Source organism: Dolichospermum sp. UHCC 0406, from assembly GCF_009712025.1.
In the GTDB taxonomy this organism is placed as follows: Bacteria; Cyanobacteriota; Cyanobacteriia; order Cyanobacteriales; family Nostocaceae; genus Dolichospermum; species Dolichospermum lemmermannii.
This window is the reverse complement of record NZ_VILA01000032.1, coordinates 1-14,168: the sequence shown is the minus strand read 5'-3', so window position 1 is coordinate 14,168 and position 14,168 is coordinate 1. Positions and strand designations below refer to the sequence as shown.

The window sequence follows — 14,168 nt, the reverse complement described above, 5'->3', positions numbered from 1 at the left end:
CCTTATCGAAACCATCATAGCAAATTTTAAATCAATTGTCAACCCCCAATACTTTATATTGGCGTTGAACAGTGAAAAGATTACTGCAAGACACAACTTACCACTTCAAAAACGCTTCCTCAATCCCTTTCTCTCTTCTAATTTTGGCATCAATCTCAAACCAGGTAATAATTTGCTTTGTCGTCAATTCCTCAATAGAAACATCATATTCCTTGGCAATATGTTGTAAAATCCGCAAAGAAGAAATTGTCAATCTACTTAAAAACTTTTCAGGAGAAGATAACAAAGCCGCGTCAACTTGAGCGGATTCTTCTGAAGATAAAAATTGGGTTGATGATTGATTAGGTGAGATATCCATAAAAATTCAAAATTCTGTTTAATCGAGAAGTTGCCTTTTTACCATTAAATCATATTATTGTACCCCCTGAGCAATAAAAGCCGAGCAATAAGTATACTCAAAACGATTGGGACATGGAATGAAAGTAAAATCACGAAAACCCTAGATTGGTAGGGGTTTAGCAATGCTTAATGGTGTCAACTTAACGTAAAACCCATAACCCGACTAGGAATGAATTCCCAGTCTCATAGCAGAAGTCATCTGAAGATGACTAAAAGAACTAGAAAATTTTTGAACTTGTTTAGTTTACTTTAGTAAACTTTAGCTATTAGCCCTGATAGCGTAGCGTGGCGTAAGCCATAATTCATTTTAGGGTGGGTCTGTCAGCCAAACAAATAAGCCGTGTTGGGTATAACTCAACCTTAAAAAACATAATAAGTAGGTTAGCATTGAAAATCGTCGTTATGGCAAGGCAAGAGGCAAAAGGCAAGAGTGAAGAGGGTTTGGGGGATTTTACTTTTCTTTACATAGATTGGTTTTATTGTGTTCACCTACTTACCAAGATTTCCGACTTCTTAATTTAATCAGGAAATTTGTGTTTTTAACCAACTCCGAAAATTCTTAATCATTGACACCTCACCCACTTGTAAACTAGAAGCTAAAAACTGAGGAACTTCTGTATTTAAAGGTAAATTCGCAAAGGTTGGTGAACCATTGCAAGGAATATATTTATCCTCAGATAAACTATAAATTTGCATCACAGGTTCATCATAACGCCAAACTTCAGGAACACCTAAAGCTAAATAAATCGGTAATTTATCAATAGAAGAACTAGCATAATCAACTTCTATCACTAAATCAGGTGGGGGATCTTGAGTTAAATCTAAACTTGTTTTATTTCTCATGATTGGTTCATTTTGAATATAGAAACTAGAATCAGGTTCTACACCTCTAGCTAAATCTTCTCTTTTACAAGTTAATGAACCAGTGCTTTTGACATTGAGATTTAACTCTTCAACTAAAACAATAATTAGATTTTGTAACAAACGGTTATTATGTTCATGGGGCATTAATGGAGTCATAATTTCTAAGATTCCCTGATTATAAGTAAATCTGTTATAGCGATCATCACCTGTTTCTAATAAAATTCGTTCAAATGTCTGCCAAGAAATATGATGGAGAATGACGCTATTGGTGTGAGTGTCGCTGTGAGTAGGTGCTAGAGTTACCATAAAAATTCACCTCGCAGTTTTAATTATTCTATTATATCACTTTAGGGAATATGGAAAATTCTCCCTAAGAACTAATTTAAAAGTTCTATCAGTTCATCTTTAGTCAAATCTGCATCTCGAATTATTTTTACTAATAAACCTTTTCCGATAGTTTTACCACTATGAGAAGGAATAGAAACAACTCGATTATCTTCATGTTTCATTCTGACATGACTTCCCTTTTGTCTGACTATATAAAAACCTACTTTTTCTAATGCAGCAATCAGTTCTTCTCCTGTAATTGTTGGTAATTTAGTCATGATAATACTACTTTTTGCACACCAATAAATTCAGTTATTGATTCCTCTTCTAGTTCTTCTAAACACATTTCAATAACTTCTTTAATATTTTTCATAAGTTCATCAATAGTTTCCCCTTGACTATAACAGGCTTTAAGTTGAGGAACTTCACCAATATACATACCATCTTCATCTCTTTCAATTACTACATAAAATTCTTTGTTTTTCATGGTTTTATTTGTCATGGCGATAGTTTACTAATAAAGTTAGCAATATTCGACTTTTATTGTAACATAAACGAAAAATCCCCGACTTCCCAATTTAATCTTTGGTAAATCATGTTAATTTATCAAAGAAGTCTGGAATCTGGGTATTTCATCATTTTGGTTTTTTGCTTCTTTCCCAAGCTTTTGATGCTGGTAGTGGTGATGATGGCTTTTCTATAATTTCAATAATTGTACTAATCACTTGATGAAGTTTATCATCTTTGAGTTTTCCAATGTACCGAATTACGTTACTTTTATCAACCGTTGCAATAATATTAGGGCGAATATAACAAGGGCTTAAATTTAATTTACCTACTCTAAAATCTTCATCTTCTAATTTAATTTCATAATCTCGTCCTGGTTTACTGGTAATAGGACAAATTATAATATTATTATTGTCTGATTCTGCTATCACTAAAGCTGGTCGTTTTTTTGTGGTAGATGTATCAGAAAAAGGAAAAGGAACAGATATCACATCACCTTTAATTAAATGTTCTATAGATCCTTCCATGCTTCGTCTTCCTCTGGATTAAGCCAAACTTTATTTAATGATGATTCACTCATTTCTAAAAATTCTTTGACCAATATTTTATTATCATCTATATCAACAGCTTGTAAATTTTTAACTACGGCTAATGGTAATCCAGTTAGTTTGACGATAAAATCTAAATCAATACCTTCTCGTAACATATTTATAGCAACTTGGGTTAAACCTTGCAGTAAACCTTTTTCCCATGCTTCTTGTAATGTTTGCGCTGGAATTGATAGGTTGTTCATATTTTTTATATTTAATCAGGAAATTTGTGTTTTTAACCAACTCCGAAAATTCTTAATCATTGACACCTCACCCACTTGTAAACTAGAAGCTAAAAACTGAGGAACTTCTGTATTTAAAGGTAAATTCGCAAAGGTTGGTGAACTATTGCAAGGAATATATTTATCCTCAGATAAACTATAAATTTGCATCACAGGTTCTTCATAACGCCAAACTTCAGGAACACCTAAAGCTAAATAAATCGGTAATTTATCAATAGAAGAACTAGCATAATCAACTTCTATTACTAAATCAGGTGGGGGATCTTGAGTTAAATCTAAACTTGTTTTATTTCTCATGATTGGTTCATTTTGAATATAGAAACTAGAATCAGGTTCTACACCTCTAGCTAAATCTTCTCTTTTACAAGTTAATGAACCTGTACTTTTGACATTGAGATTTAATTCTTCAACTAAAGTATCAATTAGCTTTTCTAATAAGCGTTTATTATGTTCATGGGGCATTAATGGAGTCATAATTTCTAAGATTCCCTGATTATAAGTAAACCTGTTATGGCGATCATCACCTGTTTCTAATAAAATTCGTTCAAATGTCTGCCAGGAAATATTATGGAGAATGACGCTATTGGTGTGAGTGTCGCTGTGAGTAGGTGCTAGAGTTACCATAGAAATTCACCTCGCAGTTTTAATTGTTCTATTATATCACTATCATCAATTTCAATTAGAGGAAATGATTGATAAAAAGGAGTTGATAACAAAAGTTGTCAATTTTTAACTTGATATTATTGTAATCCCTGAGCAATAAAAGCCGACCAATAACGGGGATGTGCAAAGGGAAATTCTCCTTTTGATTTTTGGATGTTATTAATTGTATTTAGTATTTTTAGAGATTTTTTATGTTGTAAATCGCACTCCAAATATTCTTCTGAATCTTGTGGATATTGTTTTTTCTGATTTCTAGCTTGTTGACGCTGGTTTTCTGCTGCTTGGGATATTTCTTCTAAGTCTGCTTTTCTTAACTCCCGTAATTTAATTTGTGCTTCTTTTAGTGCTGCTGGACAATTTTTACCTTCTTGTCTTTGTTGATAGTAAAAAATAGACAATAACGCAGTTGCTAAATCATCAACCATCCACAAAGAACTAATTATATTTGTCGCACCAGCACATAAAAAACCAGTAGAAAGTGTCAATAAATTATCAGTTATATTGGGTTGACCTAAATTAGTTTCACAACAAGAAAGAAACACATCTACAAGATTAGGGAAACGCCAACTAGGAGACATTAATTGACCTAAAGTAATACTATCACCACCGCCTAAGTTTAAATGAGATTCTAAAGGATTATATAAACAAGATACAGCATGGTGACAGCAGTGGAGAGTTTGCACATTTTCAGCTAATTTTCGGAAATTTTGAACCGTAGCTTGACTACTACCTATTAATCTTTTGTTTGCTGGAATATTATACATTTTAGCAATTTCTTCCTCTTCCCATCTGGAAAAAGGTAGAGGATCATTATCTACGGTATCTGCCACTGTACCATATTGGAAATATTGAACATCTAAATTTAGGCGTTTCTTTTTTTGGTTTTGATGACAAAAATCTAAAATTTGACAACTGGGAGTATAACGAATTAAAAATCTATCTACTAAATATTTTTTATTTTCTCCTGTAGGTAAAGCAGCAAAAGGTATTTGATGTAATAACAAATGAGGTTCTATAATTAATTCTTTTATGTTTTGAAGATATTGATGGATTATTTTTGATAATTGTAATCTCTCTGAAAGTTCATAAAGAAAATATTCCATGTTATATTCCCAGTCTTTAAACTTCTTTTCTACATATTCTTGATACGGTGATGACCAATGGTGTTTAATCCAGTTTTGTAATCTTTCTAATCCTTCACCTATACAGGTATGGAGATAAATTGAGTCTTGGGTAATGATAAAAATATGGGTATCAGAGTTGGTAGTGTAGAAACTGAGAATAGCGGTTTTGGGATGATCAATTAATTTCTGAATCTTTGATAATCTCAGAGGTTTAACTTGAATTTCACCTGCTAAAATGGGATCTTCTCCTCTGAGTTGTTCCCAAATTTTTTGTTTTGCAGTTTCTAATAATTCTATTTTTTTATCGTATACCTGCCAAATAGCGCGGGTTGTACGGCGGTTATTTTCTGATTTATAATTTTGGCGTTCTATGTGAATTTTTTGTTTTAATTCTTCGTATTTTTGTAATAATTCTTGGACTTTTGGAGGTATATTTTCACCTTGGGAGAGGTTGAAACTTGCCATTAAGTCTACTAGACGTTGAGAACGGGAGCGTTGACAATATTCAAAGGCTTTATCTATTTGGTTTGTATTGATGTAGGCTTGTACTATGTTTTGATAAATTTCAATATATTTTTCTAAAAATTCTTCCCTATTCTGTTCAGAGTTTGACCAAGTTCTAATTTTTTCAACTGCTTCAATCGCATATTTGTAAGCCTCAATAGCCGTTTCCCAAAATTGATATTGAAAAGCTAAATATCCAAGTTTATCAGCTACATCTTTTAATTTACTAGGTAATCCTTGAGATTTAAAAATATCGAAAGATATTTTATAACAGTTGATTGCAGCATCAATTTTTCCTAAAATTTCATAAGTAATGGCTAGATTATACTGAACTTGAGCATATTCAATAGGAAGATTTTTAGGATTATATACTTTTAATGCTTCTTGATAAGCTGTTAATGCTAAATTGTAATTTTCTGGATTTTTTTCTCCCTTAATTCTGTTTCTTTCATCATATATAATACCTAAATTCATTTGACATTTTGCCCATTCTTCAAAACATTGGTTTTGTTTAAATATATCTAAAACATCATTATTATAAGCTGCAATTGCTAATTCTAAGTATTCTGTTTTTTCAGTGATATTCTGAGTTAATATTTCAGAATAAGCTCTGCCTAGAATAGCTTGAGTAAAAGCCCAGTTTAATCCGTATTTGTATTTTTTTGAATTAAATATTTCTGATGCGAATTTACAATAATGAATAGCAATTTCTATATTTTCTTGCTGTTCAGAAAAAGAAATGCTATCAAATTTATCCATGTAAAGACTAGCTAAATTCAAATTATTTATAGCCCAATCTTCTCGATCTATATGACTATTAAAAACAATTTCAATTACTTCGCAACAAAGAATCGCAAGATTTAAATTATTAGATTGGTTTCCATCTCTCAAGTGTCTAATATTTTTACTTAAATTAGCAATACTTAAAGCTCTTTTATAAGCTTTATCTGGTTCTAACTGTGACAGAGTTTCAGTTGCCCAATCTCTGAAAATAGATATAAAATTTTTATCTAGTTTATCTACATTATCTTCTAGAATTTTTATTGTTGTATCAGCCTTATTCTCTCGAATTGTCCATAATATTTTATGCAGAAATTCTAAATAATCTCTGCGTTTTAATTTACCTTTTTTTTGCTTCTTTCCAAATCCCTTAGCCATATTTATTGCACCTTGATTAAATAAAAATTATCCCAAAATCTCTGTCAACTTCTCCATCAAATCTTCCGCTAACTCCAACAACTCAACCTCATTAATAGAACTATTACCAGAAGCGCGACAACTTCCAGAAACCACAACATCACCAACTAAAAAATCCTTAGCAGCAAAAATCCGATCTTTATCCGTTAATTGACTCAAACAATATTCTAAACCACCAATAATTTCATCAATAGACTTATCCTGTAAACGTTCCTTTACCTTTACTGCAACCACATCATTACTTTCTAAGAAAGTAGTAAGTTTCTCAATATAACCGGGTTCATCGTCATCATCCCCCCAAGTTTCTAACCAATCACCATCTATATCTTCAAAATATAAATCAGCCGCTTCCAACCCATATTTCATAATATCATCTTGTAATTGCTGTGCAGCTTTTACAGATTCTAAGAAACTTGCTAATCTTTGTTGACGGTCAGATAATTTTTCGGCTACCATAATTAATTACCTCTGGTAAAAATATATCAATTTCAAAAATATAAAACTATAAAATCAATTGCTGATAACTACCTGAATTTAGATGATCACTATTATCTAATGATGTATTCACTATCTGATTAACAAAATACTGATTTTTAGGGTTATAACTTAAAAATAAACCTCTTTCTATTTCCCAGAAAATTAGTCTATCTTTCCAATCAGTAACTTTATCTAACAAAAATTCTTCGGCTAGGCTAGTAATTTGTACACAAAGCGGTTGATTCTGACTACCACTAACAATTATATCAGTCGCCATTGACAAATCAGCAATATATCTTTTGACAATTGTACCACCATCTTGCTTAATAATTCTAGAGATAGAGTCTATTAGCAGTGCATCTTCCTGAGTAAAATTTCCCGCCATTAGCTCTTTTCTCCAGATATAAAATCTGTTGTCTTCTTTACTCAACCACCTGGGAAATAGATCACCATACCAATACTTCAGCGTCGGTGGTAGTGCATCCAAAGCAGATTGTTTTTCTACCTCAGAAGCTAAAGATTGAAATTTGATCCAAGCATCTGCATCTCCGATAATTTCCAGAAGAAACAAAATAACAAAACGTTTAGACATCAGTGTACCAGGTTTCACATCTTTAATCCAGTTGTTAATCTGGTTTAACCTAATTGCTAAACTGCGATCTATAGTTGATGCTTCCTTAATTAATGATTTTAGTTTTTCCTTAATCTGTTGTGGATGCAAAATATATACCTGAAAAATAATAAAATTTTTTATTTAGTTTATATATTTTTAATGGTTTTGTAAAGTAACAATTTATTTAGTTAACCAGAGTACGTTTTAACGTACTTAAACTATTAGCCCGGAAATTGATTTCCGGGTGGGTATAGAAGCACACAATTAACCCCCACCTAACTTTTTTCCACCAAATAACCACAACGATGTTCACCATGAATCAACCAGTGAGTCCGTTCCACAGTACAATCTGGAAGAATAGCCGCAAACATTTCCAATTCATGACCACAAACGCTGGGAAAAGATTCCGCAACATCAGAAATAGCGCAGGTATGTTCCACAAAAATAAATCTTTCCGCACCACTAGCATCTGATTCCACAGCGTGAAACTCCGCCATAAAACCTTCAGCCTTTCGCAATTCTATCAAATTTGCGACCCGTTCCTGCAAAGAACCATTACCCACCCGTTCATGATATTCTTGAGCTTTGCGTTCCCACTGTTTTCGTAAAATAGATTTTACTTGGTCACGTCCCACAGTTTCCGCTAAAGTGTCCAAGAGAGAAACCGCAAACTCGCCATAACCATCACCTAAGCGGTTAGCACTTTTTTGCAAATGTGATCTTCCCACCCGACTCAAATGATAAACGTGCTGGGGTCTGCCCATACTCGGTTGTTCTGATACCGAATATAGAACTAACTCCTCCATCTCTAAATCCTTTAAATGACGACGAATCGCTTGGGGACTCACATCCAAAAAGTTCGCCAACTCAACAGCCGTTGCTTGTGAGTGTTTCAATAGATACTCTAGGATATCCTGCTTAGTTGAGGTCTGCTGGGTAGTCGCCATCTTCTCTACTAGACGCTTCGCAAACGTCCCAAAATAAAAAACTTTTTTTTCTGAAAATTTAACTTAAACAACATTGTTGTTGTTAATCTATCGTACAATGAAAATAGATTAAACAACAGCCGAATTGTTTTAGTCGTTAAACCTATTCTAGCAGTCCTGTTAGGAATTGGTAACAGAAAACGGGAATTAGCTTTTTTGCGGCCCGTCGCCCGTCCTTTAAAGAGAACAGAAGAGAACCGATGAGCGCATCCGTCACCACCTTAGTCAACCAACCTTACAAGTACGGCTTTGTTACCGATATTGAAGCCGATACTATTCCTCGTGGGTTAAGCGAAGATGTTGTCCGCCTAATTTCCGCCAAAAAGAATGAGCCGGAATTTATGCTGGAATATCGTCTCCGAGCATATCATCAATGGCTGAAAATGACAGAACCAACTTGGTCTCATGTCCAATATCCGCCTATTAATTATCAGGATATTATTTATTATTCCGCACCGAAACAAAAGAAAGCTAAACTCAACAGTTTAGACGAAGTTGATCCGACTTTATTGGAAACCTTTGCAAAATTAGGTATTCCTTTAAATGAACAAAAGCGATTAAGTAACGTTGCTGTTGATGCGATTTTTGATAGTGTTTCTGTTGCGACTACATATAAAGAAAAACTTGCCAAAGATGGCGTAATTTTCTGTTCTTTTTCGGAAGCTTTACAAGAACACCCAGAATTAATTAAAAAATATTTGGGTAGCGTTGTTCCCATTGCTGATAATTATTTCGCAGCTTTGAATGCGGCTGTGTTTAGTGATGGTTCTTTCGTTTATATTCCCAAAGGCTTAAAATGTCCAATGGAATTGTCTACCTATTTCCGCATTAATACCGGAGATACAGGACAATTTGAACGGACTTTAATTGTCGCCGAAGCAGGAAGTTATGTTTCTTATTTAGAAGGTTGTACAGCGCCAATGTACGACAGCAACCAATTACACGCGGCGGTTGTTGAATTGGTAGCTTTAGATAATGCGGAAATTAAATATTCTACTGTGCAGAACTGGTACGCTGGTGATGTCAATGGTAAAGGCGGAATTTACAACTTTGTAACTAAACGTGGTTTGTGTCAAGGTGTCAATTCTAAGATTTCTTGGACTCAAGTAGAAACAGGTTCTGCGATTACTTGGAAGTATCCCAGTTGTGTTTTGATTGGTGATAATTCTGTGGGTGAATTTTACTCGGTTGCATTAACAAATAATATGCAGCAAGCTGATACTGGAAGTAAGATGATTCACGTTGGGAAAAACACCCGCAGCACTATTATTTCTAAAGGAATTTCTGCTGGTAAATCTAGTAATAGTTACCGGGGTTTGGTGAAGATTAATCCCACTGCGAAAGGTGCAAGAAATTATTCTCAATGTGATTCGATGTTAATTGGGGATAATGCTCAAGCTAATACTTTTCCTTATATTCAAGTTCAGAATAATACGGGAAAGGTGGAACATGAGGCTTCTACTTCTAAAATTGGTGAAGATCAATTGTTCTTTTTTGCTCAACGGGGTATTTCTTCGGAAGATGCTATTTCGATGATGATTAGCGGTTTCTGTAAGGATGTTTTTAATCAGCTTCCTATGGAGTTTGCTGTTGAGGCTGATAAGTTGTTGAGTCTGAAACTAGAGGGTAGTGTGGGTTAAGAAAACGAACCACAGAGGCACAGAGTACGCAGAGAAAGAGAGGAAGAGAAGATGATTGTTGAGAATAGTGATTTGATTTTGTCGGTTAAGGATTTGACGGCTGATGTTGATGGAACTCCGATTTTAAAGGGGTTGAATTTGCAGGTTCGCGCTGGGGAAGTTCACGCGATTATGGGTCCGAATGGTTCTGGGAAGAGTACGTTTTCTAAGGTTTTGGCGGGACATCCAGCTTATACTGTGACTGGTGGTGAGGTGGTTTTTCAAGGACAAAATCTTTTGGAAATGGAAGCTGCGGAAAGAGCTAGGGGTGGTGTGTTTTTAGCTTTTCAATATCCTCTGGAAATTCCTGGTGTGAGTAATTTGGATTTTCTGCGGGTGGCTTATAATTCTCGTCGCAAATCTCAAGGTTTGGAAGAGGTTGACGCTTTCGATTTTGATGATTTGGTTGAGGAAAAGTTAGAAATTGTGAAGATGAATTCTTCTTTTCTGAATCGCAGTGTGAATGAGGGTTTTTCTGGTGGGGAAAAGAAGCGGAATGAAATTCTGCAAATGGCGATTTTAGAACCAAAGTTGGCGATTTTAGATGAAACTGATTCTGGTTTGGATATTGATGCTTTGAAAATTGTTGCTAATGGAGTTAATCAGTTAACCAATGCTGAAAATGCCACAATTATGATTACTCACTATCAGCGTCTTCTCGATTATATTGTTCCTGATTTTGTTCACGTTATGGCACAAGGACAAATTATCAGAAGTGGTGGTAAGGAGTTGGCGTTAGAGTTAGAATCTCGTGGTTATGATTGGGTTCTCGAAGAAGCTTTGGGAGTGGGTGTGTAATGTCTATTCCAGTTTCTCTTACTTCTATTCCTAATTCTCTATTAGATAGAGATCCTTTTTTAACTGGTTTGTTAAATCAGGTAACTGTATCGGAAAAGGATGATTGCTTAAAACAACTTCGTGACGGTGCTGCTAAATGGGTTCGTCATTCTGTTATTCCCAATACCCGCGAGGAAGAATGGCGGTTTACTGATTTATCATCTTTGAAACAGGTAGATTTTAAGTTAGGGATGTTTCAGAAAACATCTTTAGGATCTGATATTTTACCTGAAGTTTCTCAGCGGTTAGTGTTTGTTAATGGTGTTTACTCACCTGATTTATCTAATACTGAAAATTTACCTGCTGGGTTAATTGTTGGTAATTTGAATGTTTTATCCAGTGAGATTGTAGGGGAATATTTAGCTCAAGCGGAAGGTGCGAAGGAAGTTTTTACGGCTTTAAATACTGCGGCTTTAAATGATGTCGCTGTGGTATGGGTTGGTAAAAATGTGGTGCTGGAAACACCAATTCATCTATTATTTATTTCTGTTTCTGGTGAGTCTGCGACTATTTCCCAACCTCGCGTTTTAGTAGTAGCTGAAAGTAACTCTCAAGTAACTTTAATTGAAGAGTATATTGCATCTTCACAAAATGAGGGTGTTTACTTCACTAATAGTGTTACGGAAATTTGGGTAAATGAAAATGCTCAGGTGAGTCATAATAGAATTGCGCGAGAAGGTGCTGCGGCTTTTCATGTTGGGAAAACTGCTGTTACTCAGGCGCGATATAGTCGTTATAGTTGTAATGCTGTGACGGTTGGGGGGAAAATCTCTCGTCACAATTTGGAGATTTTGCAAACTGGTGAACAAACGGAAACGACGCTGAATGGTTTAACTGTGATTGCTGATAATCAGGTGGCTGATACTCACAGTGCTTTGTCTTTAAATCATCCTCATGGTGTGAGTAAACAGTTACATAAGTGCATTATAGGCGATCGCGCTCATGGTGTCTTCAATGGTAAAATATTTGTTCCTAAACTGGCGCAATTAACTAACGCATCTCAATTAAATCGCAATTTGCTATTATCATCTAAGTCCAGAATTGACACCAAACCTCAATTGGAAATCACTGCTGATAATGTTAAATGCGCTCATGGTGCTACGGTCAGTCAGTTGGAAGATGATCAAATATTCTACCTGGAAAGTCGCGGCATTGATGAAAATAATGCTCGAAAATTATTAGTTAATGGTTTCGCAATGGAAGTTATTAACTTTATTCCTGTTGCTTCTTTGCGTGAGAGTTTGTTGAAAACTGTTACCAGTCTCACGAATAAATAAATGCCTTGCACTTTAGTACAAGGCTAATAGCTTAAGTTCATTAAAACGAACTAAATTTCTGAATAATTAATAGTCGGTTTTAACCGACTTCTGCTATTAGCCAGGGAATTTATTCCTTGGCGGTTTAAAATTCTCCTGAACTCTTTATTAAAAATGGTCATCACTTCTACCAAATCTCTCGCTGATAAAGTTCGTTCTGACTTCCCCATTTTACATCAGGAAGTCCACGGTAAACCCCTGGTTTATCTCGATAATGCAGCTACTTCTCAAAAGCCTTTATTCGTATTAAATGCTTGGCGTGATTATTACGAACAATATAATTCAAATGTCCATCGTGGCGCACATTTTCTCAGCGGAAAAGCTACTGATGCTTATGAGGGTGCGCGTGATAAAATCGCTAAATTTATTAATGCCAAATCACGCCAAGAAATTGTGTACACCCGCAACGCAACTGAGGCTATTAACCTAGTCGCTTACAGTTGGGGAATGAACAATTTACAGCCAGGAGATGAAATTATTCTCTCGGTCATGGAACACCATAGTAATATCGTTCCCTGGCAATTTGTCGCTCAAAAAACGGGTGCAATATTGAAGTTTGTGGAGTTGACGACCGAAGAAACTTTTGATTTAGAGCAGTTTAAAAACCTGATTTCTGAAAAAACAAAACTGGTGTCTATTCTGCATATTTCTAATACTTTGGGTTGCATAAATCCAGCTAAAGAAATAGCCGAAATTGCTCATAAATACGGTGCGAAGTTCTTACTTGATGCTTGTCAAAGTGTCCCCCATACTCCTATTGATGTTCAAGAACTAGACTGTGATTGGTTGGTAGCTTCTGGACATAAGATGTGCGCTCCCACTGGCATTGGCTTTTTGTATGGTAAGTTGGAATTACTAGAAGCAATGCCGCCATTTTTCGGTGGTGGTGAGATGATTGCAGAGGTATTTTTAGACCATTCCACCTATGCAGAATTACCCCATAAATTTGAAGCTGGTACTCCGGCTATTGGGGAAGCGATCGCCCTTGGTGCAGCGATAGATTATCTTACTAATATTGGTATGGATAAAATCCATGCTTATGAAGCGGAATTAACGGCTTATTTATTCGCGCAATTAGGGCAAATACCCCAAATTAGAATCCACGGACCGAAACCCAATGCTGAAGGGGAAGGGAGAGCCGCATTAGCAGCTTTTACGGCAGAAGGTGTTCACGCTAATGATTTAGCAACTTTGTTAGATCAAGAAGGTGTGGCAATTCGTTCTGGACATCATTGTACTCAACCATTACACCGTCATCTAGGTTTAGCAGGAACTGCACGGGCCAGTTTATCTTTTTACAATACCCGTGAGGAAATTGATGTTTTCATCAAAGCTTTGAAGGAGACTTTGGACTTTTTTGCTGGAGTGTTTGCTGAGTAAATGTAGGGTGGGTATTTCCCACCTTTTTTAATTAATAATAAAGGCCAGCAGTTGGATTTGAACCTACGACCTTCCGATTACAAGGCAGAATTTATTTATCTAAAACCCAGTGTTAGTAATGGTTTTGACTACATCTAAAATAATTGATCTAATTTTGATCTACCCTATTAATGCTGTAATAATTTTTAACAAAGTGTTCATATTTGTAATGCCCACTAATCCTACACAACTCGTTTTAACAATATGGACACTATTTACACCCAATTTCAGATTGATTAAGTAAGTGAACACAATAAAACCAATCTGTGTAAAGAAAAGTAAAATCGCCTAAAGCTTCTTCCCGGATTTCTCACAAGCGAAAAAAAATATTCATAAAAAGCGAAAAAAAGGAAGTTTATTTGATACATAAATAGCAAAGATGAAAAAAGGAAATCTTCTAAGTATATATTTGAGAAACTCAGTT

At 35.1% G+C, this 14,168-nt stretch carries 15 protein-coding genes; 4 read left to right on the top strand and 11 right to left on the bottom strand.

Annotated features, from left to right (window positions below):
- Positions 1–97: 97 nt before the first annotated feature.
- From FJR09_RS23240 to sufR, 11 genes are all read right to left on the bottom strand, one after another.
- Positions 98–358, bottom strand: coding sequence for a hypothetical protein (locus tag FJR09_RS23240; protein WP_053538242.1), 261 nt, complete (start codon positions 356–358; stop codon positions 98–100).
- Positions 359–921: 563 nt separating this feature from the next.
- A complete protein-coding gene (locus tag FJR09_RS23235) occupies positions 922–1,569 on the bottom strand; it encodes a Uma2 family endonuclease (protein ID WP_168651104.1) in 648 nt (215 codons plus the stop codon).
- Between the two features lie 71 nt (positions 1,570–1,640).
- On the bottom strand, positions 1,641–1,868 hold the full coding sequence (locus tag FJR09_RS23230; RefSeq protein WP_015080921.1) for a type II toxin-antitoxin system HicA family toxin: 228 nt from the start codon (positions 1,866–1,868) through the stop codon (positions 1,641–1,643).
- The gene (locus FJR09_RS23225; RefSeq protein ID WP_028082499.1) at positions 1,865–2,077 is read right to left on the bottom strand and encodes a type II toxin-antitoxin system HicB family antitoxin; all 213 of its coding nucleotides are present in this window, start codon (positions 2,075–2,077) and stop codon (positions 1,865–1,867) included. The genes FJR09_RS23230 and FJR09_RS23225 overlap by 4 nt, the downstream gene beginning before the upstream one ends.
- Positions 2,078–2,225: 148 nt before the next feature.
- On the bottom strand, positions 2,226–2,624 hold the full coding sequence (locus tag FJR09_RS23220) for a type II toxin-antitoxin system PemK/MazF family toxin (protein ID WP_015080919.1): 399 nt from the start codon (positions 2,622–2,624) through the stop codon (positions 2,226–2,228).
- Positions 2,609–2,890, bottom strand: coding sequence for a hypothetical protein (locus FJR09_RS23215; protein ID WP_015080918.1), 282 nt, complete (start codon positions 2,888–2,890; stop codon positions 2,609–2,611). The genes FJR09_RS23220 and FJR09_RS23215 overlap by 16 nt, the downstream gene beginning before the upstream one ends.
- A gap of 15 nt (positions 2,891–2,905) precedes the next feature.
- Positions 2,906–3,553 (bottom strand): Uma2 family endonuclease, encoded by a 648-nt coding sequence (locus tag FJR09_RS23210; protein ID WP_015080917.1) that lies wholly within the window; start codon positions 3,551–3,553, stop codon positions 2,906–2,908.
- Positions 3,554–3,669: 116 nt separating this feature from the next.
- Complete coding sequence (locus FJR09_RS23205; protein ID WP_015080916.1) at positions 3,670–6,378, bottom strand: CHAT domain-containing protein; 2,709 nt, start codon at positions 6,376–6,378, stop codon at positions 3,670–3,672.
- Positions 6,379–6,405: 27 nt separating this feature from the next.
- On the bottom strand, positions 6,406–6,873 hold the full coding sequence (locus FJR09_RS23200) for a hypothetical protein (protein ID WP_168651105.1): 468 nt from the start codon (positions 6,871–6,873) through the stop codon (positions 6,406–6,408).
- A 46-nt stretch (positions 6,874–6,919) separates the two neighbouring features.
- On the bottom strand, positions 6,920–7,615 hold the full coding sequence (locus FJR09_RS23195; protein ID WP_168651106.1) for a hypothetical protein: 696 nt from the start codon (positions 7,613–7,615) through the stop codon (positions 6,920–6,922).
- A 167-nt stretch (positions 7,616–7,782) separates the two neighbouring features.
- Positions 7,783–8,454 (bottom strand): iron-sulfur cluster biosynthesis transcriptional regulator SufR, encoded by a 672-nt coding sequence (sufR, locus tag FJR09_RS23190; protein ID WP_053538250.1) that lies wholly within the window; start codon positions 8,452–8,454, stop codon positions 7,783–7,785.
- Positions 8,455–8,693: 239 nt separating this feature from the next.
- Here sufR and sufB point away from each other — a divergent pair, with 239 nt between their 5' ends.
- The 4 genes from sufB (at position 8,694) to FJR09_RS23170 (ending at position 13,705) form a co-directional block, all read left to right on the top strand.
- Positions 8,694–10,133, top strand: a complete 1,440-nt coding sequence (gene sufB, locus FJR09_RS23185; RefSeq protein WP_015080912.1) for a Fe-S cluster assembly protein SufB — start codon at positions 8,694–8,696, stop codon at positions 10,131–10,133.
- Positions 10,134–10,184: 51 nt separating this feature from the next.
- Positions 10,185–10,970: a Fe-S cluster assembly ATPase SufC gene (sufC, locus tag FJR09_RS23180; protein WP_015080911.1), complete on the top strand. Its 786-nt coding sequence runs from the start codon at positions 10,185–10,187 to the stop codon at positions 10,968–10,970.
- Entirely contained in the window at positions 10,970–12,286 is a 1,317-nt protein-coding gene (gene sufD / locus FJR09_RS23175; RefSeq protein ID WP_015080910.1) for a Fe-S cluster assembly protein SufD, read from the top strand. Before sufC ends, sufD begins: the two co-directional genes overlap by 1 nt.
- Before the next feature lie 153 nt (positions 12,287–12,439).
- Positions 12,440–13,705, top strand: coding sequence for a cysteine desulfurase (locus FJR09_RS23170; protein ID WP_015080909.1), 1,266 nt, complete (start codon positions 12,440–12,442; stop codon positions 13,703–13,705).
- The last annotated feature ends 463 nt before the right edge of the window (positions 13,706–14,168 follow it).